Genomic DNA, 22,930 nt, shown 5'->3' on the forward strand with positions numbered 1-22,930 from the left:
CACAGTATATAAATAACTAACAAAAATATGTTTGATGAACGACATTTGCAACTTACTTCTGCCTACGCTAGAGCTAGTCAGCATTTTATTAGAGCTTTTATTTATCCTTTAGGAGAGTTTATTTACAAATCAATAGAATCAGCTATTGATTTAAAATGTCGAATTGAAATAGGGGAAGAAACTTATTTTCTTACTCCTGATGAGGATGGTGGCTGGAAATGGTCTTCCTGTAACTTTGAAGGTGTAACAGATGAGGAAATAGAACAAGTAGAAGAGATAATGGCATATTTATTGCCTAAACTTCTTCCCGGCAGTAATGATATAACACCGTCGAATTTTCCTCCTGAGCCTGATTTACCTCCAGTTTTACCTAACCCCAATTCCCCCTTAATTCTTCCGCCTTCTGCCACATCTGTTGAGTTTTTAACTATACAGATGTGGCAAAACACCCAGGAATATCTACCTATTCAAGACCAAGATAATCTAGGTTTAAATGCTTCCATCCATAGAAATGTTTTTTTTACAGTTGAAAGCGCCAACAATGGCATAAGTAGTAAAAAACTTGAGCGACAAAATACTCAAGATATCCCGCCTCACCCAGAACATATTGATCCGCAACATTGGCACGAACTCGTAGTAGGCAGCGCGATCGCACCAGAAATTGCACATCTCAACTTCTCTAGTCTTCATTTTAGCTATGTCGGTGGCGAACATGAAGCTTGGGAACGGCTGATGATCAGCGACAAACTCTCACGTACAAATACAGGTAGCCTCTCTATTAGGCTTTTAGAACTCTATTCTCACCTAGATGCAGGTGGCTGGTGGTGTAATTCAGGGGTAGACCCGCGCACATTTGCTAATCTTACCCCTGGTGAGCAACCTCAAATTAAAGAATGGGGATGTTATAAGCCAAACCGCCCCAGACCCAAAACCGTGAAAAAAGATGGGTTCACTGTTGCGGTTGAAGGCAAGTTCATTAAATATGAGCATCCACCATCAGTTGATTTGAGTATTTTCTTGCTAGATGTCCCAGGCATGATTGCCCAAAATATTTACTCAAAAGCTGGAGTAAACCCCAGCGATAGCGATCGCTTGAGTGGTTTTTGGTATTGTGTGTATAAACACAATATTCCACTCGTCATTACAGAGGGGGCGAAGAAGGCGGCTAGTCTGTTAAGCCAAGGTCACGCAGCCATCGGGCTACCGGGAATTTCCTCCGGCTATCGCTCACCGAAAAACGAGTGGGGCAAGAAAATTGGTGATTCCTATCTGGCTGATGAGTTAGCTGTTTTCGCAACTTCTGGTAGAGTTTTCAAAATCTGCTTTGATTATGAAACGAAGCCTGAAACTAAGCTCAATATCCAAAGAGATATTTGGAAAACAGGAAGCTTATTACAAGAATTTGGTGCTGTCGTGAAAGTAGTAACGCTGCCAGGGCCGGATAAAGGTGTAGATGATTTTATAGTTTCACAAGGAAAAGAAGCTTTTGAAAAGTTATCTGCCGGGGCTATATCTCTAGAGGAGTGGCATCAAAATCAACTTGATAATTTACGTTTTACTATCAAGCTCAAGGATGGCACAGTCAAAAAAATTGATCAACAAAAAGGAGACTCTACTATGATAGATGATCCCGAATTAGAAGCAAACATTGGTGTATTTAAAAAAAGTCGTGCTAAATCACCTATTGACCCTGGTTCACAGATTATAGATATAAAAGTTATTGATTCAGACATTATCCATATAGATGTTGCCCCGGAGCTAGCCCAACCAACTGAAACTCCTGTAACTAGTTCTTCTTGGGCTAAAAAAGAAAATGTTACAGTTTATGAGCCTAATTTTTTTAGAAAGCGCCTAGAAGCTAGCGAGAATAAACAAATAGCTTTTGCTGCTTATACTTTGTTAAAAAAGTATGGTGTTGAGGCTAAAGATGAACAACAGCAGACTAGTGGCAAAATCTACCATGCTGATGCTTTTGTAATCAAGAATCATGGTGCTGATAAATACAGTATCTATCGTCGTCATGATGATATAGAGTTAATGACTTTTCAAGCTGATAAATGGGGACACGTAGGCAAGATTAAACTTTCTTACACAGAAATAGAGTCTGAGCCAAAAATTTGGGGAGAAAAACAAATTAACATTCTGCCTATTGAAAGGCAGGAGTTTTTGTTAGTGGCTGACTACCTGAAAGCTGGTAAAGAATTGCCCTCTGTTGATGAAGACCCTCGCAAAATAGCTTCTGTCGTTGGTTCAGTCTCTCCTAAAGGCACACACAATATTTTAGAAAGTTTCAAAGAAAACGAGGTATTAAAAATACTCACACAAAGTATTACTAGCTTCGAGAAAGACGACTTAACCTTGGGCAATTACCGGATTATTTTTCGGCAAACTAGTGACAATACATCTACTCTGCAATTACTCAAAACTGAACACAATGGTACAAATCGGGAAGCTGTTCGCTTTCAGTTTGAGAAAACTGACACTGGTATGACTCATCAAGTCCAAGCGATGGCTATCACTGAAGCTGATTTGGAGAAGTTAAGACTGTTGGCTCAAAAACTGCATATTAATTACAAAGCATTATTTGGCAACCCGACAGACACCCGTGACATCGACTTGCCCGTTCACCCCGAAATTAACCGTAATTTAAACGATGATCAGTCACACCAATCTACTCAATCTACGCCCAACGCACCAGATCGCAAGACACAATCAAACCCACAAGGAGTAAGCTCTAATTCTCCAAAACAACAGAACGCTGTATCACACTCAACTACACCTAATAGCACAACACCATCACAACCAACAAAACGACCCAATTTTTCTTCTAACTTAGATAACGCTGTGCTACCACTACATCCAGTTTTAAAACAATATTGGGAGCAGTTAGAAAAAGATGGTTCAAGTCATGAGACTGTAGCGCAAGGACATTTAGAATTTCAATCTAAAATTCAGCAAACTGGAAAATTAACTGTTGGTGAACAGCGTGAACTCTACCAGCAGATTCAAAATCTTGCCTGGAGTGAAATCAATCACTTTCGGCGTACTGATATTGTGCTTCCACCATTAGCCCACATTGTTAATGATTTGCGATCGCACGTTCAAAAAGAAGCACAACCACAGTTTGATTCTGACCCAAAGCGTGATACACCCGTGTCTCTCCATCCTGACATCGCCTCTCATTGGCACGATTTAGAAACTAATAAAACTTGGTCTAGTGTTGCCAATCAGTACAACAACCCTTTACGGGAAAAACTTGTCACTACTGGCAAGCTGACTATTGGGGAGCAACGTGAACTTTACCAAAAAATTCTTCTTCAAAGTCAATTCGAGCAGCAGAACATTGGGCAAACGAATATCTCACTTCCTCCTTTGAGTGATGTGATTCAGGATTTGCTCAATACTCGTAGCCAGGTTATTAACAATACCTATACGCCCAAGGTTGAAGTACATTCTCAAAAATCTCACACTCCACCACAACCTACTACTAATTCACAGGAATTAGAATTATGAAAAGGAGTCAGAATTCAGGAGTCAGGAGTCAGAATACTCCATGTCTGTTCGCGCAGAGTCTCCAAGAGTTTGTCGGGGGCTTTAGACCATGATTCAGACGCTATCTAAGAGACGCTAAAAGCGTAGCAAGATCCCCGTAGGGGTACACGCACTCGCTTGCCGCCGGCACTATCTACTAAATCGATTCAGAATTCAGAATTGAATTCTGGCTCCTGACTCCTGAATTCTTCTTTGGTAATACCTATGCAATCTAGCTCAGTAGCCGAAACCATCACTATCATCAACTGCAACAGTGGCTTTTCTGACAACCAAATGGCGTACAGACTGGCACTGATGATGGAGAAATACTCACCCTCACCGTCAATAACCCCCGCACTAGACCCCACACAGCGCGAAAATCTTATTGGTGAGGTAAGAAATACTCTAGACCTGTCCCGAAATGCTCAAACTACTGAAGATTACAGGCAATCCCTTAAGGAAAAATACTACCAAGAGTACGCTCAAAAATTTGGTTTAAATAAATCCGAGGAAACACCTGATATAGATAATTCAACAAGAGTTGAAGATTTGATCAATGAAAAGAAAAAGACATTCTTGCAGCAGATATTAGAAACTAAAGGGCGCAAACTGCCTTTTGTTGACAGCCAACAGTCAAAATCGGTTGAGAGTGAAAATGATGAGGTTGTTAAAAAGTCTCTTATTCCTGCACTAATGAATATTATCGTTACAAAGGGACAAGATACTATTGGCGGTCGGGTCTATGAAGGTATGGCTTATCAATTAAATTTGTTGATGAGAGAAGGTATGCAGCGTCTGACTGTTTGGCGCAAAAGTGATAATCAATCGGCTTTTAGTGCTTATAAAGTAGAAGAAGAGGAAGAATACAAGGTCATACACAATCACCTTTCACCACAAGAAACACAAAAGCTGATCAACTTTGATATAAGAGTGCAACAACAACAGCCACCGCCACAGCAACAGCAAAACGAGCGTTCTCCTGACGGACCAGAGTTAGATTAAGTAAAATATCCGACAAACAACCCAAGAATGTACGCACTTACTAAAACATATCGCTTAGTCACCCGCTCGAATTGTGACCAGGGCGAGATGATGACAGCTAATACTATGTAAAACAATGCTTGTAGAAAATCGTTGTGCCCCAGTTTGATGATTGCCGCTATCATCAAAGCCACAAAAATTAGAAATTCCACTCCTGTTTCAATCCTGTCCCAAAGTTTCACATCATATAGGTAACGCATCTTGTAACCTCTTTTAGAAGTCGGAAGTCAGAAGTCGGAAGTCAGAAATTAAACTCAAAACTTCCGACTTTCGATCTCACACTTCATACTTCTTCTTGTCTCACCATAATTCTGATCTTTCTCCATGATTAAAATTAGGAGCTTCAAACCTTTTTAAACTCAAAACTTCCGACTTCCGAACTCCGACTTCCGACTTGTTTTGGTGACGAATGGCAACATCCTACCATCAACCCCATAAACCCCGTTATCTTTGTAAGGAAATATTATGGTGAATTTGGTTCCTTGTCTAACTACCGAGTTTACGCTTATCCTCAAACCATGAGTATGAGCCACACATAAGGCGATGTACAGTCCTAGTCCCATCCCTGATTGATGTAATAAATTGCTATTTGGCGCTCGCCATAATGGGATAAATATATTGGAAATTTGTTCTGCGGCAATCCCACAGCCGGTATCTTCAATCTCAATAATTAAATCATCTTCTTGATTGAGCAGCCTTAAAAAGATATCTCCGGTAAGAGTGTACTTAATAGCATTTGTCACCAGATTACACAGCATTCGGTCAATACTTATGCTATCACCCCGTACTTGCGTTCCATGCTTGTATGTTAGTTGTGTTTCATAGTGGAGATTCAAGGAATGATACTGCGCTATTGGTTTGAATCGAGAATAAGTTGTTTGTAAAAAACTTAACATATCAAACTGCTCCATTGTCGCTGGATTTAGTTCAAAAAAAGCATTTTTTTCAGATTGAATCAAACTCACCCCTCGCTCATTCGTTTGTTGTAAAGCGATCAGCAACGGTTTGATCTCTTCTAAAGACTGTCCATAAGCACCATCAATTATTTGATTCAAAACTAACGATGCTCCTTGATAGTTGTTTGAAACATCGTGTAACAAACCTAATATGCTTAAAACTTCCTGTTGCATAACTATGTTTCCAACGACAGATGGTATTTTGGCTACTTTTATGAATAAGTGCTAATTATGTCTACAAGATTTGAGAATACTTTTGTTTTAGTTATAAAAAAAAATTATCCAATCAAACTTTAGTACTAAAGTTTCTTTCATTTATCTGGAAAGATTTTTGATTACTTATATTTTATATGACAGATACAAAAAGTAAAAGGCTTAACACCAATAACTATGTTATAAATATTGAGTCATCTTATAATCGAAGTGATCTATGATTCGATTAACGCTCATTGAGGATGAAGAACTCATTAGGTTGGGGATCACTACTGCTATCAATCAACAACCAGATATGGAAATGGTCGGCGTTGCGCGTACTGGTATTGAAGGTATTAATTTAGTTAAGGAATTAAATCCCGATGTGATTTTGGTGGATATTGGTTTACCGGACATATCTGGGCTAGAAGTGATTAAAGAGGTCAAACTCAATAGCAAGACTAAAATTGTTGTTCTTTCTTCTCATTCTTCTCAAGGCACTGTTCAATCAGCTTTAAATGTCGGCGCTGATTCTTACATTCTCAAAAAGAATAATGTTCCTCTGATTTTAGAAGCCATTAAAACCACATTCTACGATAGCAAGTCTTTTTTTGACCCTGATATTAGCCGACGTAATTTTTGTTACCAACAGAAAATCAAGGGTAAGACTTATCAAGATAATCTCACTAATACTGAAATCCAAATTGTTTCTTTGATGGCAGCTGGTTTTTCTAATAAGCTGATTGCCGAGCAGTTATTCATTACTGAAAGTACTGTAAAAGGGCATATTAACAAGATTTTTGCGAAGTTGGATGTCAGCGATCGCGTCAATGCTTTGATTGAAGCTAGTAAACTTGGGTACATCGAACAAGATTACCTTCAGGTAGGTTAGCTACTTACCTACTTGAATTAAACAATAGCCTTGGGTTTTACTCTGCTGTGTTTGACAAGCTTCAATTGCTGCTTGATTTTTTAAGATAATTTGGTACATCTGTTTACCCTCCTGGGATTTTGCCCATTGGAGAATCTTTATCTCGTTACGTGAGACTACTACTGACTGATTCGTTCCTACATTCTGCACCAGATTCCACGTTGTCAGCGAACCCAACAAGGTACTGCCAGCCGCTACTAATCCACACACTAGAGATACTGTTCCCAATCCCCAGCCGGACTGCACTTTCATGCCTGTGCTGATGGGCTTATTTTTTTTCATCTCATCACGCACGGCACTAGAGACAACTGTATAATGCATTGACTCGGCGGATTTACTTGTCTTCTCCAGTTTTTGGTCTATTAATGCTGCCCATGCTTCTATCATTGCCTCCATTCTTGCCTGGAGGTCTATCATCGTTTCTTCATATCGACCCAGCGTTGCCATCATCCTAAATGTTGGGTCATCTGGTGTGATTCCTAATTGGTACGCCCCTTCAACTATGCGCCTTTGTTCTGATGGAGAATAACCTTGTAATATATCTTGTGATGTCATCAATCAAGTCCTAAATATTTAATAGCCAATTTGTTATTTATCACTGAATTGCGGAAATTTTTAATCCACTGAAAAATGAAGCTTCTCCAAAATAAAATTATCGATATATCCTGGCAAACTTGTGAATATGGCTTGACAGCTTTCTCCATCGCTTGATAGTGATTTCGATGTAAAGCCATCAAATTTATTTCTGTTCCTCCTATTGTTAACAGAGTTTTCTGCATTTTTTCGTCATATTCCCTAAACTCTGGCGCAAAATGATAATTCTTCACTATCACATAGTTGGCATTGTTAGTAGCAGTTTGGATGATTTGAGTTAAGTAGTCTATGCAGTCCGTTCTATGTGATATCGGTTGCAGGAACGTTAGCTTCCATCCATATTCAGCTAAAGCTTCTAATAGTTCAGACTCAACAATATACTGACAAATTTTGTCTATGTGCTGCCCCGGCATATCCACTAAAATGATATCTATATCAGCAGCTACCAGATCAATAAACATCCTGTCCGTTTGTTTATTGAAAAAATCTATCTTTTCAATACACACTAAATCTTTGTAAGCCAAAAGTCTATCACGATTATCATGGTCATAAACTTTCAATCTTTTACCTTGAATTTGATAAATTTCCAGCAACAGTTTCATAACTGTAGACTTGCCTACACGAGAGTCACCTACAGTCATTACCATTCTTTTAGAAGATTTCAACATTTATACTCTCCAGCCCTAAGAGATGCTTAACTGGACAAATTTGCTGTTTAAAAGTTTTTAGCCAACTCTTCACCCGCATTTTCACTCCTGGTAGTTCTTTTTGCTTTATTCCTTCAGAAAAACTTAGTGACTTTTCATCTAAATAATCATAGGCATATTCAAGCAAATTCGGCATTGTAATATCAAATAAAGGGATTCCTGCTTTTAATAGCTCTTGCTTTATCTCTTGAACTATTGATGAGTTGCTATATCTAGAAAATTCTGACTCCTCACCATAAAATAAATTTCTAACGACTATGTAATCTACTTTATTTCCGCAAAAGCTGTATAAATCTATTAATTGCTTTACCGAATCTGATACTCGACTAATTACCACGACCATTGTTACTCTAATGTCATAATCATTGGCGGCTGTTTCCAAGAACTCTTGTTCTATAAATCTTTTAAATATTTGTCTTGATTGCGGTGGCAATTCTAATAAAAACAGCGATTCTGGTGGTGGCAGTTGATTATATGTATCTGGCTCTGGCTCCATCATTCTCTTTATCTGATCAAAAAATCTATCTATACTTCCATCTTTAAAAATATTTAACTGCTGTATTTGACAATGCTCACCATTCTCACCATAATATCTCAACAAATCTGGATTAGAATTATCTGCATCTACTGCCACAATTCTCCTTTTCTCATCTATACAAGTTTGTAAAAACCCTCTCGTCCACATCGATTTACCAACTCCACCTTTCCCCCCGTCTACTATTACTAATCTTCTTGGGGGAGTTTTAGTTACTTCATCTGCCTCTTTATCTGCATCTGAGGCCATATCCAGGTCTAACTTTAGTTTCTCTAACTCTAACTGCTGCTCTGGTGCTAAATCATTTAGCTTTATTTCTTCTGCTGCTTCAATTGCCGAGATATCAGCTTTGCTATTAATATTTCCATTTTGATTGTTATTGATAGTTTGTGTCATTTTTCTTTTCCTCATAATTCAGATTTGTTCTCAATTTTCTAAAAAACATCTTTTTGAAATATCGGTAAGACATTACTCCTTATCCATTGCGTAAAATTATTAATCATTTGTTTTTTAACCATGCATTTTAAATTATAAATAGCTCCCGAATTTAAAGTTTTTACTATTGTTATTTGCTCCCCAATAATCACATGACGTTCTCGACTTTGGATATGCAGAGGCACTATTTTTTCATTATTTAATTCTGGTGCAATAATCTGAAATACATCTTCAGCAAATATCTCTAGCCCTAATGGGGTTGATATTACTCGCACCGTACTACCCAAAGGGTGATCAAATTCCCAATATGTCCATACTCTTCCCATAAATAGATTGCCATATTTGATTCAACACACGAAGCTATTTAGGTACTGTTTTTTTCAGTACTATGGTTTCTTGATTTTAAAAAAATACGTTATACAATTACTAGCGATTATTTTTGGTTCTCAAAGAACTGCCTCTGTCAACACTGATATTATTCTTAGGCAAAACTGATGAGGGTTGGATGTTAAGCCTATCGCCAACCTTGATATTGGCAGCGCCTGTTGCTAGCTCTAGCACTTGATTGGCAACTTTCCCTTTGTAGATAGAGCAAGGGTTTTTGTAACACGGTTGGGCATTGTAAACCGCAGTTGTCACCACATTGTCCTTAAGATAAAAGATGTCTAATGGAAAATTTACCTTGTACATCCAGAAAGGCACATTATAAATTTCTCCTCCCAAATTGAATAACATTCCGCCATCGCCGTTTAAGGATGCTCGAAATTTCAGCCCTTTCTCTAATTGCTCTGGTGTAGAAGCGGCTTCCAAGTTAAATGTGCGACCGCCTTTGGTGAGAATGTGCGTAACTGGTAAATCCTGGGGACGAGTTTGGACGTAACCAAGCGCCACAGTGCCGATGATAATTGATACTCCAGCGACAGGGCCTAGTATGTTCAGTAACTTGAAAGCAGCAACGTATAAATCCTTTTCAGAATTAATTTTTAAAGTTTTCATGTTTCACCAAAAATATCAACATTGCCGAGACTATATATAGATGAATCAATTGGACTAGATGGAAGGCCATGCAAAGCCGCAATGTTACGCATACTTTCAACTCGGTCAGCTTCGCGGATTGCCAGAGGATTCATACTCTGCCTTGCAGCCAGCAATGCCGACAATGTAATTCCTAGTGGTGGTAGTTCTTGAAGGGGAGAAACATCGTCGCCAAACATTTGACAGAAACTAGAGACGGCGGCACGTTCAACAATGGCTTGAATCTCCGCACCGACACATCGCTGCGTGGCTTTGAGTAACCTTTTCCATTCTTCTTCGCTGTACCCATCGCCCCGATCGCGGAAACGAGGATCGAAACGGGCTAAGTGAATCTTGAATATTTCGTGCCGTTCGCCGTAATTTGGGAGATCCACCTTGAAAATCTCGTCAAAGCGTCCACTTCTGGTTAGCTCTGGTGGTAGCCATTGAATATTGTTAGCCGAAGCGATAATTAAAACCTCACTAGTACGTTCTTGCATCCAGGTCAAAAGCATACCAGCTAGGCGTTTGGATAAATCATCATCCCCAGCGAATCCCTTATCAAAGTCATCTAAGTATAAAATTACACGATTGATTCGGTCTACCAGTGCGAGTAAGCTTTTTAGCTTGTACTCAGCCAAATTACCGTAACTGCGGAAACTACCCCACTCCAAGATAATCAGAGGTAGCCCCAATTGTGCAGAACTTGCTTTAGCCGAGTAAGATTTTCCTGTTCCCGGTGGGCCGATTAGTAAAATCCCCTTGGGTAAACGAAGATTGTACGCTTTTGCCAGTGTTGTTAATAACCGCTTGTAGGTTTTAAATGCCGACTGCATCAGTTCTAAACCACCGATAGGGGTAGCTGGGGGCTGAAGGAATTGAATACTATAAATTCGCTTAAACAGTTCGATTTTGTAAGCGGACAGTTGAGACACTAACTCATCCGGTGTAATTTCATGATTTGCAATCGCCTGTCTGATTCCATAGCCAATGTCTGCCAAGTACATCCCTATTGAGGCGTTCGCCGTCGCATGAATATCGCTATGACTGTAATCCGGTAATACTTGGGATAAATAACTGTTTATTTCCAGGGTAGCTGGCAGTTGTTGAATGACTGTCGGAACTTCGGGGGCAATGTCAGATGAGAGACTAGCGTTTGAGCCTAGCAAAATCGCTGTTTTGTTAGCATTGCAATTGTACAGCTTCAGATTAATGAGGGCAGACTTAATCCACTCCGCCGTCAGAAAGAAATCGGGGTCAGTGGTAGCTGACCCCAGCCAAGGGAATATACCTTCTAGTATCAAGATTCCTTCTAAATCGGTGGTTTTCCAAAACCGCAGAATTTCAAAGTAATGTTCGCGTCTGCTTTTGGCGCTCGCCTGATACTGGTTAACAGTTTTTAAACTTAATCCCTCCTCATTAGTAGATAACTGCTGTAGCGCATCATCCTCCAGCGTCCACAGGTAACAGTTAATGTCCAGGCGCTGGCATTCACTGGCTAGATTAATAAGCAGCCTGACCCTCTCTTGCAATGGAGACTCGACAGCAATCAGCTTATTGTTAAGCTTAATTAATCCAAATATTTGCTTTGTTAACTCATTATTCATCAGGATTTTAGCTAATTTTCACCCCAATATTATTGATAGCTAAAACTCTTTACTAGCTACTTTAGTACTGAAAAAATCGGTACTAGAGTAGCTTGACTTTTTTGCAACTATAGCTCTAATTCCTCGTGGTTTTGTTGTGAATAACGTTGTTGCAATTGATGGGAGAAATTGATTAACTGCGTATTCCAATCCCGACTTTCGCACTTGAGTTGAGTCGAGTGTGGCAGTAGCTCTTTAACAGCCCGTGCCACTGTTGATTGACTAAAAGCTACCTGTACATGAGCAACATTACGTAATCTTTCAACAGGTAAACTTGAAGTGTCATCTACTGCCATGTAAACTGTTCTGTTTTCTGGTATTCCTTTGACCTGATATTCCAGCATGGCTACTGAAATGGCATCAATGGGAGAAAAAGACAGTACAGCAGTGCTAGCTTTATCACTAAGCTTTTTCCCTAAAGTAAAGTAAAACCAGCTATTACGGCGAACTGTACCTAATTCATAACCAGAGAATTTATTGGTTGTACCTTCTAAAAAAGCCCCTTTGGTATTCCCTTCCAAGTCCCGCATCACAAACACAACATTTGCTTTTGAGTCGGCATAAACTAGCCCCTGATTATGTAACATTTGTATGCAATCAGAAGGTATGCCTCGTTTCTGGGTTAGGTAATGTTCAACGCCTGACCAGTTAGCTTTATCCTCAATGGGTGGGGTGAATTGGGGTGCTGGTTGAGTTTGGATAATAAGAGCCGTAACTTTTTGAGCATGAGCGATCGCTGCACGTTTTGCGCCGACTTCACCAAATCTTTCCCCCAGCCATGCGATCGCAGTTGTTTGGTTGCATTGATTAACGTGTTTCACCAAACCAATTGCATCATTACCTTCAAAATGAGAACCGGGAGCAAGGTCGCTAAATTTAGAGCCATCTATATTAATGATGTGGTTTCCTCCTACCCATTCATTCCCTTTACGCCACAGCCCCAACTCAATAGCAACATCATCTAAAGCTAAATCAGTTGACCATTCGGTAAGTTTTCTTATTGATTGATTATCTTGTTCTAATTGCTCTATCCGCCGCCGTAATTGGTCATTCTCAAGTGAGAGAGCTTTGGCTGTAGCTTCCATCTCTTGCTTACGCTGATTCGCCCTGTCTCGGTCGGCAGCTTTGGCTAAAAGATGTTCTGCACTTAGCTCATTAACTTCTAAATCGCGCCCCTCCTCCACAATGCGGTAAAAATCCTTGATGTCTTGGTGCTTTGCTCTGCTTCCCTTAATACCGCGCTCCAACCCAATTAACCGCATCATGTCGTAGTAAGAATCTTGAAATTGTTGGATTTTCTGCCGCCCGTCAAAGAAATGATTGCACCGTAGCTGCCCGTCATCATCAAGGGGGACAAAATAAGCGTGAATATGGGGGGTGGCTTCGTCCAGGTGTAACTCGGCGCGGACAATGCGAGATCCATATCCATCCGCTAACCACTGGTGAGTCGCTTCTACCCAGTTATCCAACTTTTGTGGTTCATAGTAACCGGCTTGGGTGGGGCAGTCGGGACGGAAATAACTGGGCGATGCACTCAACAGTAACTCCACGCAGTACACCGCATCAGTGCGAATCTTCCGCTTCTGCTCCGAGTCCCCTATCTTAGCTAAGACTAAATCCTCTAGTCGTTCCTCTGGGTCGAGGCTACCGATGAACCGAATATTTTTTTGAGTGGGATCTGCGTTTGGCGTTTCTCTTTCTCGTGCAGTGTGAGATGCACTCCCTGATATGTTACCCCGCTTTAATTTTTTTAATCGCGCGATCGCGTAGCTCATGGCTTCACATCTTGGATAAACTTGGTATGATTTTGTTATCACGCTGATTTACCCAAAATCGGAGCAATTGCGACTAGTCGCCAAAATAGCTAAATTGCTCAAATGCGAAAAAGTGAAGATAGTCGTAGTAAGTACGATTATTTTAGCGGCTTGAAAGACTTTTTGAAGGAACTCTAATACCTAACTAGCTCAAGTGCTTACATAGCAAAGACCCCAGGCATTTAGTCGCCTGATTCTAAGCAGTGAATAATTTGGGTACGAATTACGCACGGATACTCATAAATGAGGGAAAAAGCGCAACGCAGTGAAAACACAGTGGAAACGCAATTGAGAGAAAAAGGGGGATTTCTCCGCCTAAATACTCATTTAGACTACCCGCAATACTCATTTTTGTATCAAGTATTGCAAATGTAAACAATAAGACAACTGTACTGGTTTTTAAAAATGGACAAACAGGGAAGCAAAGACGTTGAACTGCCAAGAGTAAAACGGAGACATGATTCTTGGGATGGAAGAACTATTGAATACTTGGTGAATCATCGATCAAAAAAGTCGGCAGGTGAACTGACAATGGAAGCAGTGACAAGTTACTGGCTAATAGAAGCATTAGTGGGAAAGGTAAGTAAAGAGGAATTTATTGAAGCTTGCTTGTCGAGTATTGGGGAATTGGAAGGAAAGCTAGTAAAGATTAGAATTTTAATGCAAAAGGTTTCTAATTCTTTTGAAGTAGAGAGTAGTGCGATTTTGCCACCACAACAAATAGAGCAGAACAAATCATCGATTTTAGAAAAAAGCTTGCCAATCTCAACAAATGTGATTCGCAAAGAGAAAGAAGAACAAGAGGAACTAGAGCAAACAAGTCAGCAGGAAGAATCCTTACTATCTGATGATGATTTGGGATTAATGGACTTGAAAATGACACCAGACTTATTAATGGCTACTCAATTGTTGGGATTTGACGAAACAAACGGTAATAAAAATTTATGACAACTACAAATACTAATCAGGACAAATCAAGCCAAGTCGTACAGTTTATACTGACGGCAGACTTGGGGGGTAGTTCAACCAAGGCGATCGCCCAGATTTATCCGGCGGGAGTGCCATTTGCATTGTGGATGAGTCCAGAAGTTGCCGATGTGGGAGAGGGTTCAACCAAACATTTAACTGTAGATGCGCTGCCTGATGATAGCGCTTGGGTGAGAATTGGTCAGGAATATTCTGTATTAGGGAGTATTGCAAAAAGAGAGTTTGCTGGAACTGCGGCACTGCAAGATTTGAAGTCTGAATATGCCTTATCAAAGGTTGCTGGTTTGTTGTGGCTAGCTAAACGTCAAATAAATCTAGATATTCACGAAATGTTTCTCCAGATTTTGCTACCACCTGGAGAAGAGAAGAATGTACAAGATTTGGCTAAAAAGTTTGTCTTGAACTATAGGCAAGGAGTAATAACGCCAACGGGAAGAATGAAAATTAAGGTCAATAGCTTCAAAAATCTTCCTGAAGGAACAGGTATTATTTCTTACAGAAATCGCGCTCTAGGGAATGTATTTTCTCAAAAAAATATAGGATTGTTAATGCTGGGTCATCGTAATGCCAGTTTTACCCTTTCAGAAAAAGGGAAAGTAGCAAAGAAAGAATCGACAGACTTGGGGATGAATTGGGTGTTACAAAAGTTTGTCGAACGTACTAGCGTAGGACTATCGAAAGATGATCCGTGTATAGCGGCGGCTTTAGTGGAAGCAAGTAAAGGTAATTTCACTGCATTACGAAATTTGTCACGTAGGAATACACCATCAGGAATTAACTCGGATTTAGAGTTGTTTAAATCAGTTTTAGAAGTGATTCGGGATGAATACTGTCGAGCATTGCTGCGCTGGGTCAAAAACCATGTACCATTAGACGAAGTTCTCATCTGTGGTGGTACTGGTGAGTTTGTGCGTCGAGAACTGACACAATATTTTCAAACAGAAAGCATCCCTATCGTTTGGAATGGTGGAGTAGTTATTCCCAAATCATTAGATACCGTTGGCTTGGGTGAGCGACTGGCTGATGTTTGGGCAACTCATATTAGTTATGTGAGAATGCTGGATGAAAATTTTTGCTATGAGCGCAAACAGAAATTAGTACCAGATTCTTATTCTCCAGCAGTTAATCATCTCACTTCTATCAATAGAGTGTAGCTCTCAAAAAACACATTTTGGATTTGAGATTTTAAATTGAATGTGTTTATTTCATATTTTGCTAGTAGCGATCGCCGCTAGTCCAAGGCTCATATTTTGCACTTGATGTTAGACAGAATATCTGTCTAACATCGTAAAAGCCTCTCTTGGTAAGAGATATGCTTCAACTTGCACCTTTCCTCATCTGAAAGTGCGATCGCTCTAACAGTAACAAGCGCGAACAATTAACATTGGCAAATTAAGATGGCTGAAATGACACATTTGCAGGTACAAGAATTATCACGATTTGCCCAAGAGCAAGACTTCAATCAGCAATATCGACAGTATTTTGGGGATGTCTGGGACGAAGTTGGAGTTAAGGATATCTCCAAAATGACCATCCAAGATGCCGAGCAAACCTTGAAGGTACTAGCTGATAGTGAGGCATCTCCCCAATTCATCAAATCCCTACTAGCACAAGCAGCAATTGATGGTGCTACACCGCAGGTTTTGGAGTATTTCTTGAGTAGTGACATTGACGGCGATGGCCGGACTCTGGCACAAGAATTATTCCAGGATGGGACGAACCCGTTGGAGTCGGATACACCCCAACCACCATCGAAAGCACAGATTCTATCCCCATCTCTACAACCAGATTTGGAATGGGAAATATAGCATAAACTCACTAACTTTACTAGCTACTCCAGTACCGATTTTTTCAGTACTAACGTAGCTAGTTCTTTTTAGAGGGCGTATATAAACTTCTTAAGTTAGGTATGAGTTCCATTTTTCAAAAAGCACAGTAGGGTGTAATTGACTTGTTGATTACACCTGTTCCCTCAACTAACCCAACAATTAAATGAGGACATATTTATGACTTTATTAGGTATTGATAGACCTTTAGATGCAACCCAAGTAAAACTGTGGGACGAGCGCGATTTATCTACAAGCGATCGCCGCCAAGAGCATTTAGAAATTCTCCTGTGTCAAAAAGTCCAAAAAGGTGAAGACCCCGCCTTGTGTAAACAAGTGTTGAATTATTTGTATTTCTCGGCATTTCAACAGAATCTGAATCGTATTACTGTCCAAAAGGAGAAAGAAAAGTCGGTCTTTGCATCTGTACAGCAAGTAATTATTACGTCCTTTGCCATTCTAGGAATGTTTGCGTTCCTTGCCGCCGCTTCCAACAAATCAGTTGTGCGATCGCCTGGGGTAATCCCTCCAGCTATAGAACGGCAAGCTAATTAACCAAACAATCCGCTTTTTCACCCAGTCGTAATACAACTCTTGGAGAGGCTACGCTCAGTACAAGGGGAGCAATTGCAGATGTAAAAGAATGCCGTTAAAAAGCTGAGAGCCTTGTCTGATAATGCTTTCAGCTTATATTATCACTCGCTCTGCATAGCTCCCGCTTAATATGCTGTGTTCTTGTCGAAAGGCAAGCTGTCAACATCCTCAAAGTTACGCAGGTCTTGCTCCATCTGCTGCCGACGTTGGACGTATGTTCTGCTATCTTCAATCCTTCCTCTCATCAACCATGCACCAAAGTTGATGCCTTGTTCTACATAATCGGCAGACACTTTATTGTAATTATCAACCTCCATTTTCTTGCGCCACTCAAGCTGTTCTAGCGCACTTTCACTGATGCCAATTTTCTGAGCATATTCTACATATTCAGGTCTGAGAGAACCATCTGGGTTAAACTCCTTTTTTTCTTGTTCAGTGAAGAAATCGTAGGCTGTGTAGATTGGCCACGATTCTGGATCAGTCTCGTCCAGGTGTTTCCACTCGTCATACTCTTCTTTTGCTCTACGAGCATAACTATCAATTGCTCCTGGATCTTCACCTTTGGATAACATTTCTTGCCGAGCTTCACTTTTCAAACTTCCATCTGGGTTGAATTCTTCATTATTCATATTTATCCAACGCTTAATCCTTGACATAAAAACCTCTCAAAAATTTAATTAATATTCATCAAATTTCAAATCTTATGACTTTGGAATTAAAGCATTTTGACCCTCGTTTAAATCAGTGGATCTATATAGACGATAGCAGAACCGACTCTCAATCAATTTTAACTGAAAAGCTCAGTAATACTTTACTAGAATTTTACTTTCCTGACAAAGAATTCTCATTTGGACATTCAGATGAATACAGCACTGCTGAAGAATTAAAGAATCATCCAGATGGACAAATTTTATTACTGTCTTCTAAGACTCGCTTACTTTATGGAGATAAAGAATGTTTAGAAACGATTCAAAAAATTTGTCCAGATAGTAAAGACCGGGGTGCTTATGGTTCTATCTTCCTTGGGGCTTGTAAAAATGCGATTCACAAAAAGCTAAACATTTTAGTAGTAGATGATTCTACTGATAACAGGGGTGAAAATGGAGGGATATTATCGAATGATTTGGCATATAAATTAGTTGGCGATTGTTATGGGCAGATTTCAACACAACTTTATGACAAGCTAACCTTAAGGGAATCCCAAACAGATAAAAGCTATCGTGTAATTCAACATCGATTTGGTTGGGTAGATGGAGTTGGAGAAGATACGACTGAATATCGCTTTGGCAAAGGAACACTGCGACCATACAGACTAGATAGAATAAAATATGCAAATTCTAAAAATGAACCAAAAATCGATATAATTCTTCCCGTAAGCAGTTTTAAGGGAACAGACAAGGATAGACCCAAAGGTCCTACTAAACCTCAAATTCAACCAGGATTATATCAGCAAAATATTTGGTTAGCTGAAAAAGCACAATCTCAACAAGGTCAGATGTCTATCTCCCAACTGCTGGCATCTTTCCCCCAAGGAATTAAAGATTTTGCTGAAGAACTAGAGGTACAAGCTCAAAGATTAGCCTCTATTGAAGATGACCCAAGAATTGTTGCTGCTTACTATTGTGAAAGATATGAAAAACGTAAAGAATCATTGAACCAAAATAAATTAAAAACATCAGACATTATCAATCAAGAAACAGATATTAAAAACTTAGGGACAAATGATGACTTAGATGTAGATCAGGAGTTGGGTGATGAGAGTGCTAAAGATGACTTGTTCATGTACAAACTCATTAAAGCCGATTTACTAGGGCATCAGCAGTTATTAGAGACTGAGAAGGTCAAACAGGAATTAAGTCGGTTTGTACAAAGTGAGTGGCGAGATATTGCTGTTGGGAAAACGCTTACTTTTGACAGAGGGATGATTATTCCTTCCAAGGAACTCAAAAATGGTGAAATTTGTGTCTCTTGGCTTGATGAGCAAGAAAAAATTCTTAACTTCCGTTCTCCTTTTCTCAACTCTAATGGTTTGTGTGTTTCTAATAATAAATATGTTAAGGATCAGTTAGGGCCAGATGGTGAACCCTTAGAAGGCATAATTGTAGTTAATGACGAAGACCACAAGCGCATACAGCAAAGAATTATAGAGTTAGAAGCGCTAGGGGTCGATGTTGATTTTATCGACCCAGCAGAAACCGAATCGGAACGCCAAGCACGAGACTACGATGGTGATTGCATTGGTGTGGCAAGAGCTAGCTTATACCCTAATTTAACAGCAGAGGCAGAGCGAAGAAACCTTCCTCAAAACGCCTATTCGCCCACGGTTAAGCTCAAAAAACAATCATTTTATGATCCTAGCGATGGAACCCAGCCCCCATTTGAAGAAATTGCTATCCACATGAGCGATAGCATCAGCGTGGGTATAATCAACAATCAAGTGACAGCACTGGAGGCATTAGAATCGGAAATTGAAGTACTTAAAACTTATGGGACTATCGAACAACAATCAACTTATTTAGACCAAGTTTCTAGTCATTATAAAGCCCTATTTGAGCAAGAACACCAGAAAGAGCCAAAGTTAATCCGAGAAGAATATAAATCTTATATGCAAGGGTTTGTTGAACTTGCTTTGGGTCAAAGAACTCCAGAGATTATTCAGCAGGCAATGGATGTTAACCGCCTGATGTACCGAGAAATGATTGGTGAGGGATGTTATCAAAACCAAATAGCGGTTGATTTATTCAAAAGTGCAAAAAAACCTGAGATGGATTTAATCAGGGAGAACAGCCGCTACTTATATCGTGATGTTAATTATATTAAAGATAAGAAATCTTCGTCAGTTTATTTAAGCACAGGGATAACACCAAAGGGCTACTCACCAGTAGAATTATTAATTAGCCAAACCAATAAATATTTCCAAGAATCACAGTTAGAATCGCGTCCCATCGTCCAGTTTAAAGACTTGTTCAAAGGAGTAGAATTTACACCACAGCAAAAATTTGCAGCGATCGCCGCGAAGTACGAGTTCGATCAGAAATTCAACGCTGCGGTTCGGATGTCCCAACGGCGTGAAACTGAGAAAGGGCCATCTGCAATTATCCAAACTCCACAGGGGGCGAAACTAGAAATCACCAATCTCACCCGTTACGGACACCCCTTAATCTGGAAAGCCCAGACGTTGAATATTCGCCTAGACGAAATACCAGAGAAATGGCGAACTAAAGAACGCCCCCACAAATTACTAGCAGTTGCACAGATAGATGGCGAGGTTGGGAAAGATGGAAAACCCGCTTACCGCAACCTGGGGACAGTTAGCCAACAATCTGTGACTGACCACAACCTCAAGGTGGGGATGGCCATGCAGGGAGCTAAACTCCTAGAACTAAAACCAGAACTTACTAGAAGCCAAACTAAATTACTTTTCGACAAGGCACAAGAGGCGGCTCTCGCATTTTACGCTTCTATCCCAGAGTCAGAAAAACTTGCTCTATCCGCCGCCGCTTGGAGCATCTGTGCATCCCGCCAAGATGAACTTGAAGTTGCAAGAAAAGAAAACGCAAACCCCCAAGCGATCGCTAAAAAAGTCTCTAATTTTGCTTTCGCTGCTTTCCCCAATGAAATTATCTCCCGCCTGGAGCAACTGCAATTTACCGAACCGAAGTTAGTCACACTTTTGAATGAGGCAAATCAATTTTTGGGTAGAAAGTGGAACCCAGACGAAAAGCACCCGATAGAAATCAGAGCTTCTCACCATCCACCAGGACATGAACGCCACGTTTCCAGACTAATGTTTGTCCAGGATGCTGACGGCGAATATAAGGAATTCGCCATGCTCGAAACCAGGGCTGGAATGTTACCAATTGGCACAAAGGCGCAAGCTAATTTCATTGGGATAGAACCTGCTACTGCCAAAGCAACTATTGGACTGCCAGGAAACGAGCCGATTGAAATTACTATCCGTGAACTCAAGAACTTCTCTTATGCAGGACTTGTTTTTAACGCCGAACCGGTCAACTTAGAATTTGGCACTGTGCCGATTCCTGATAAAACAGTAAAAATCAAAATTGATGGCAAAACTCTGGGGGAGTTAGACAGTGATTCTGCCCAACAGTTAAAAGAAATTAATTATCTCAAAAATGGTAATCACCTAAAATTAAAGCTCACGTCAATCTCTGAGACAGGAGATCAAGCTTTTGTCCTGGGTGAGTCTCCCAATGGAAATCTCCTCAAAATTAATAAAATTAACTTCTATGATTTTTCTGGTCAGACATTCAATGATCAAGATTACCGAAAACTGACTATCGAAACCTCAGCTTCTAAAACTAGGGATGCTGTATTTTTGAATGGTAAACCCTTGGGAGTGTTGCACTTTAAAAAAGACAAAGACGCGCTCAGACAACTTGGATTGCTCAAAACCGGAAAACTTACACTTGCGCCTGCAATCGTTGAAAGTAATTTTTCTGTTATTTGCGCTCAAATTGATCCTAATACCGTTGAATATCCCCAGATATGGACGAAGGAATTTCAGGGTTTTGGGACTCAATCGGTTAATTCTGAACAACAAGAGATGATTGAGAGTAGTGCGAATATTCTACATCAGATTAAAGAGCGTCCTACTTTCTTATTTTCGACAGAATCAAACAAAAAACTTGGAGTCATGGGCTTGGCTGTTGACAACTATAAAGCTGAGACTGTGACTAAATGGTTAACTGCTCAAAAAGTTGAATGGAAACAAGTACCAATAGAAGATGTTATCAGGGAAACTAAAAAAGGTCTAGCGGTGTTTAACTTGGTTGATAGCTCCATCCCTGCCAAAACTTTGGAGAACATGACCAAGAAATTTGGGTCAATTATTGAAACGGATAGTGACTATCAACAAAGAGTTAATTCCCTCGCCACACGACCGCAATTCTTGAAACCTCCATCTCAATCAGCACAATCCCCGCCTCAACAAAGCGCTCAATTCCACCCAAACCAAGATATTCAAAATGTCGCCCCAATAGCCATCAAAAGCAAACCGATTCCGATGAACTACCCTTTAATGATGCATGGTGAGCCGAACCCACTACCTGTAAACACTTGTATTGATGCGATGAGAGGATATGGTCGAACTCATACCACCAGAGCTAAAGAGCCATACAAACAGTATGGGTTTAAGGAAGGGGATATTGCTCTGGCGACAGGCATTGATAAGCAAGTCGCCTTTCGAGTCGGTAAGCAGTATCAAATCACACCTGATATGATTGCTGACCCCGTTTATCAACAGCAGTGGGCTGATATGGAAAAGCACTCACCCAAGGCATTACCAGAACTGTTCACAGGCAAAGGGCAGGTCTGGGGACTACATTTTGAACCCTTGGGAGATTATGTGGAGGGTTTTATAGTCCCGTTTCCTGAACCACAAAACAGAGCCGTACCCAATCAAGAAGTCCAACCTCAATCAGTCACTATTGATGACTTGAGAAGTTGGTACAATGCCGCAGATAAGTTAGGGAAGCCGGAAAATTACAAAAAACGCATTGTAGAAGTGGCAAATGGGTTTAAAGCTGGTGAGCAATTATCAGCCGAAGCATTGACAGTAATGAATAAAGATACATTTGAGCTTGAAGTCATCAGTCGGTTGACTCAAATTGCTCAAAGGATTGGCATGGTCTGGGGTCAACCTGCCCAAGATGGTTTTACTGTCGTCAGGGGCAAAGTCTACGATTTGGCTTACAAAAGTGAAAGTAGGGATTTAGCGATCGCTGACAAAGATGGTGAAGTGGTTTTGAGCCTACAATCGGGTAAAGTGCAAGTTAATAAAGTTACCCCCCAACTTTTAGAAACTTTTGAGAATGCTAACAATCAAGCTATGGCAGCTTTAGCTACTACTAAAAAGAAACAGATGGAAATGCAGGCATAAATATTGGCTATAAGCCTGTCAGCCAAAGGAAAAGCTTTAACAAAGTTTGGGGGTTTAAGTCCTAACCTTTTAAGGGCAGCACGAATTAAAGCCTAGAAACCCAAGAGCGAGAAAGGCTCTTAAGAGAAAGGTTTGAGAAGCAGAAATTAGAGCAAGAACTCCTAGAAGCAGAGCTGGCAGAACGGAAAAGGATACAGCGAGAGGCGGCTCAAGAGGAAGAACGCC

General features: G+C 40.2%; 18 protein-coding genes. 8 read left to right on the forward strand and 10 right to left on the reverse strand.

Annotation, left to right across the window (positions count from 1 at the left end; translation table 11 throughout):
- Positions 1 to 27 precede the first annotated feature (27 nt).
- Both CDG79_RS15345 and CDG79_RS15350 read left to right on the forward strand, forming a co-directional pair.
- Positions 28 to 3,513, forward strand: coding sequence for a DUF3854 domain-containing protein (locus tag CDG79_RS15345; RefSeq protein ID WP_094330323.1), 3,486 nt, complete (start codon positions 28 to 30; stop codon positions 3,511 to 3,513).
- A gap of 243 nt (positions 3,514 to 3,756) precedes the next feature.
- A complete protein-coding gene (locus tag CDG79_RS15350) occupies positions 3,757 to 4,533 on the forward strand; it encodes a hypothetical protein (protein ID WP_094330324.1) in 777 nt (258 codons plus the stop codon).
- On the opposite strand, the gene CDG79_RS15355 is transcribed toward CDG79_RS15350, so the two are convergent.
- Both CDG79_RS15355 and CDG79_RS15360 read right to left on the reverse strand, forming a co-directional pair.
- Positions 4,530 to 4,772 carry a hypothetical protein gene (locus tag CDG79_RS15355; protein WP_094330325.1) on the reverse strand — a complete coding sequence of 81 codons (243 nt, stop codon included), beginning with the start codon at positions 4,770 to 4,772 and terminating at the stop codon, positions 4,530 to 4,532. The two genes, CDG79_RS15350 and CDG79_RS15355, sit on opposite strands and share 4 nt — an antisense overlap.
- Before the next feature lie 159 nt (positions 4,773 to 4,931).
- Entirely contained in the window at positions 4,932 to 5,702 is a 771-nt protein-coding gene (locus CDG79_RS15360; RefSeq protein ID WP_094342886.1) for a sensor histidine kinase, read from the reverse strand.
- Positions 5,703 to 5,958: 256 nt separating this feature from the next.
- Here CDG79_RS15360 and CDG79_RS15365 point away from each other — a divergent pair, with 256 nt between their 5' ends.
- Positions 5,959 to 6,612 carry a response regulator transcription factor gene (locus CDG79_RS15365; protein ID WP_094330327.1) on the forward strand — a complete coding sequence of 218 codons (654 nt, stop codon included), beginning with the start codon at positions 5,959 to 5,961 and terminating at the stop codon, positions 6,610 to 6,612.
- Here CDG79_RS15365 and CDG79_RS15370 read toward each other — a convergent pair whose 3' ends face one another.
- The 7 genes from CDG79_RS15370 to mobV form a co-directional block, all read right to left on the reverse strand.
- Entirely contained in the window at positions 6,613 to 7,206 is a 594-nt protein-coding gene (locus tag CDG79_RS15370; RefSeq protein ID WP_094330328.1) for a DUF6753 family protein, read from the reverse strand.
- Positions 7,206 to 7,913, reverse strand: a complete 708-nt coding sequence (locus CDG79_RS15375; RefSeq protein WP_223269826.1) for an ATP-binding protein — start codon at positions 7,911 to 7,913, stop codon at positions 7,206 to 7,208. The genes CDG79_RS15370 and CDG79_RS15375 overlap by 1 nt, the downstream gene beginning before the upstream one ends.
- A complete protein-coding gene (locus CDG79_RS15380; protein ID WP_094330329.1) occupies positions 7,897 to 8,883 on the reverse strand; it encodes a nucleotide-binding protein in 987 nt (328 codons plus the stop codon). The genes CDG79_RS15375 and CDG79_RS15380 overlap by 17 nt, the downstream gene beginning before the upstream one ends.
- Positions 8,884 to 8,921: 38 nt before the next feature.
- Complete coding sequence (locus CDG79_RS15385) at positions 8,922 to 9,248, reverse strand: hypothetical protein (RefSeq protein WP_094330330.1); 327 nt, start codon at positions 9,246 to 9,248, stop codon at positions 8,922 to 8,924.
- Positions 9,249 to 9,348: 100 nt separating this feature from the next.
- Entirely contained in the window at positions 9,349 to 9,918 is a 570-nt protein-coding gene (locus tag CDG79_RS15390; RefSeq protein WP_094330331.1) for a DUF192 domain-containing protein, read from the reverse strand.
- Positions 9,915 to 11,543 carry an ATP-binding protein gene (locus CDG79_RS15395; protein ID WP_094330332.1) on the reverse strand — a complete coding sequence of 543 codons (1,629 nt, stop codon included), beginning with the start codon at positions 11,541 to 11,543 and terminating at the stop codon, positions 9,915 to 9,917. Before CDG79_RS15395 ends, CDG79_RS15390 begins: the two co-directional genes overlap by 4 nt.
- Before the next feature lie 107 nt (positions 11,544 to 11,650).
- Positions 11,651 to 13,399 (reverse strand): MobV family relaxase, encoded by a 1,749-nt coding sequence (gene mobV, locus CDG79_RS15400; RefSeq protein ID WP_223269827.1) that lies wholly within the window; start codon positions 13,397 to 13,399, stop codon positions 11,651 to 11,653.
- A 402-nt stretch (positions 13,400 to 13,801) separates the two neighbouring features.
- Between mobV and CDG79_RS15405 the strand changes: the two genes are divergently transcribed.
- The 4 genes from CDG79_RS15405 to CDG79_RS15420 all read left to right on the forward strand — a co-directional run bounded on the left by CDG79_RS15405 (position 13,802) and on the right by CDG79_RS15420 (position 16,764).
- Positions 13,802 to 14,344 carry a hypothetical protein gene (locus CDG79_RS15405; protein WP_094342887.1) on the forward strand — a complete coding sequence of 181 codons (543 nt, stop codon included), beginning with the start codon at positions 13,802 to 13,804 and terminating at the stop codon, positions 14,342 to 14,344.
- Positions 14,341 to 15,537, forward strand: coding sequence for a ParM/StbA family protein (locus CDG79_RS15410; RefSeq protein ID WP_094330335.1), 1,197 nt, complete (start codon positions 14,341 to 14,343; stop codon positions 15,535 to 15,537). Before CDG79_RS15405 ends, CDG79_RS15410 begins: the two co-directional genes overlap by 4 nt.
- A gap of 243 nt (positions 15,538 to 15,780) precedes the next feature.
- Positions 15,781 to 16,191, forward strand: coding sequence for a hypothetical protein (locus tag CDG79_RS15415; RefSeq protein WP_094330336.1), 411 nt, complete (start codon positions 15,781 to 15,783; stop codon positions 16,189 to 16,191).
- 198 nt (positions 16,192 to 16,389) lie between these two features.
- Complete coding sequence (locus tag CDG79_RS15420; RefSeq protein WP_094330337.1) at positions 16,390 to 16,764, forward strand: hypothetical protein; 375 nt, start codon at positions 16,390 to 16,392, stop codon at positions 16,762 to 16,764.
- 164 nt (positions 16,765 to 16,928) lie between these two features.
- On the opposite strand, the gene CDG79_RS15425 is transcribed toward CDG79_RS15420, so the two are convergent.
- Positions 16,929 to 17,459, reverse strand: a complete 531-nt coding sequence (locus tag CDG79_RS15425; RefSeq protein ID WP_189525013.1) for a hypothetical protein — start codon at positions 17,457 to 17,459, stop codon at positions 16,929 to 16,931.
- A 47-nt stretch (positions 17,460 to 17,506) separates the two neighbouring features.
- Between CDG79_RS15425 and CDG79_RS15430 the strand changes: the two genes are divergently transcribed.
- The gene (locus tag CDG79_RS15430) at positions 17,507 to 22,705 is read left to right on the forward strand and encodes a hypothetical protein (protein WP_094330339.1); all 5,199 of its coding nucleotides are present in this window, start codon (positions 17,507 to 17,509) and stop codon (positions 22,703 to 22,705) included.
- Positions 22,706 to 22,930 lie beyond the last annotated feature (225 nt).

Source organism: Nostoc sp. 'Peltigera membranacea cyanobiont' 232, assembly GCF_002245985.1.
In the GTDB taxonomy this organism is placed as follows: domain Bacteria; phylum Cyanobacteriota; class Cyanobacteriia; order Cyanobacteriales; family Nostocaceae; genus Nostoc.

Bases quoted from the DNA above. Each gene is read 5' to 3' on its own strand.
- CDG79_RS15385 (WP_094330330.1), bottom strand. From the start codon at position 9,248: ATGGGAAGAGTATGGACATATTGGGAATTTGATCACCCTTTGGGTAGT.
- CDG79_RS15390 (WP_094330331.1), bottom strand. From the start codon at position 9,918: ATGAAAACTTTAAAAATTAATTCTGAAAAGGATTTATACGTTGCTGCT.
- CDG79_RS15350 (WP_094330324.1), top strand. From the start codon at position 3,757: ATGCAATCTAGCTCAGTAGCCGAAACCATCACTATCATCAACTGCAAC.
- CDG79_RS15360 (WP_094342886.1), bottom strand. From the start codon at position 5,702: ATGCAACAGGAAGTTTTAAGCATATTAGGTTTGTTACACGATGTTTCA.
- CDG79_RS15415 (WP_094330336.1), top strand. From the start codon at position 15,781: ATGGCTGAAATGACACATTTGCAGGTACAAGAATTATCACGATTTGCC.
- CDG79_RS15425 (WP_189525013.1), bottom strand. From the start codon at position 17,459: ATGTCAAGGATTAAGCGTTGGATAAATATGAATAATGAAGAATTCAAC.
- CDG79_RS15370 (WP_094330328.1), bottom strand. From the start codon at position 7,206: ATGACATCACAAGATATATTACAAGGTTATTCTCCATCAGAACAAAGG.
- CDG79_RS15395 (WP_094330332.1), bottom strand. From the start codon at position 11,543: ATGAATAATGAGTTAACAAAGCAAATATTTGGATTAATTAAGCTTAAC.
- CDG79_RS15420 (WP_094330337.1), top strand. From the start codon at position 16,390: ATGACTTTATTAGGTATTGATAGACCTTTAGATGCAACCCAAGTAAAA.
- CDG79_RS15405 (WP_094342887.1), top strand. From the start codon at position 13,802: ATGGACAAACAGGGAAGCAAAGACGTTGAACTGCCAAGAGTAAAACGG.
- CDG79_RS15365 (WP_094330327.1), top strand. From the start codon at position 5,959: ATGATTCGATTAACGCTCATTGAGGATGAAGAACTCATTAGGTTGGGG.
- CDG79_RS15430 (WP_094330339.1), top strand. From the start codon at position 17,507: ATGACTTTGGAATTAAAGCATTTTGACCCTCGTTTAAATCAGTGGATC.
- CDG79_RS15345 (WP_094330323.1), top strand. From the start codon at position 28: ATGTTTGATGAACGACATTTGCAACTTACTTCTGCCTACGCTAGAGCT.
- CDG79_RS15410 (WP_094330335.1), top strand. From the start codon at position 14,341: ATGACAACTACAAATACTAATCAGGACAAATCAAGCCAAGTCGTACAG.
- CDG79_RS15380 (WP_094330329.1), bottom strand. From the start codon at position 8,883: ATGACACAAACTATCAATAACAATCAAAATGGAAATATTAATAGCAAA.
- CDG79_RS15375 (WP_223269826.1), bottom strand. From the start codon at position 7,913: ATGTTGAAATCTTCTAAAAGAATGGTAATGACTGTAGGTGACTCTCGT.
- CDG79_RS15355 (WP_094330325.1), bottom strand. From the start codon at position 4,772: ATGCGTTACCTATATGATGTGAAACTTTGGGACAGGATTGAAACAGGA.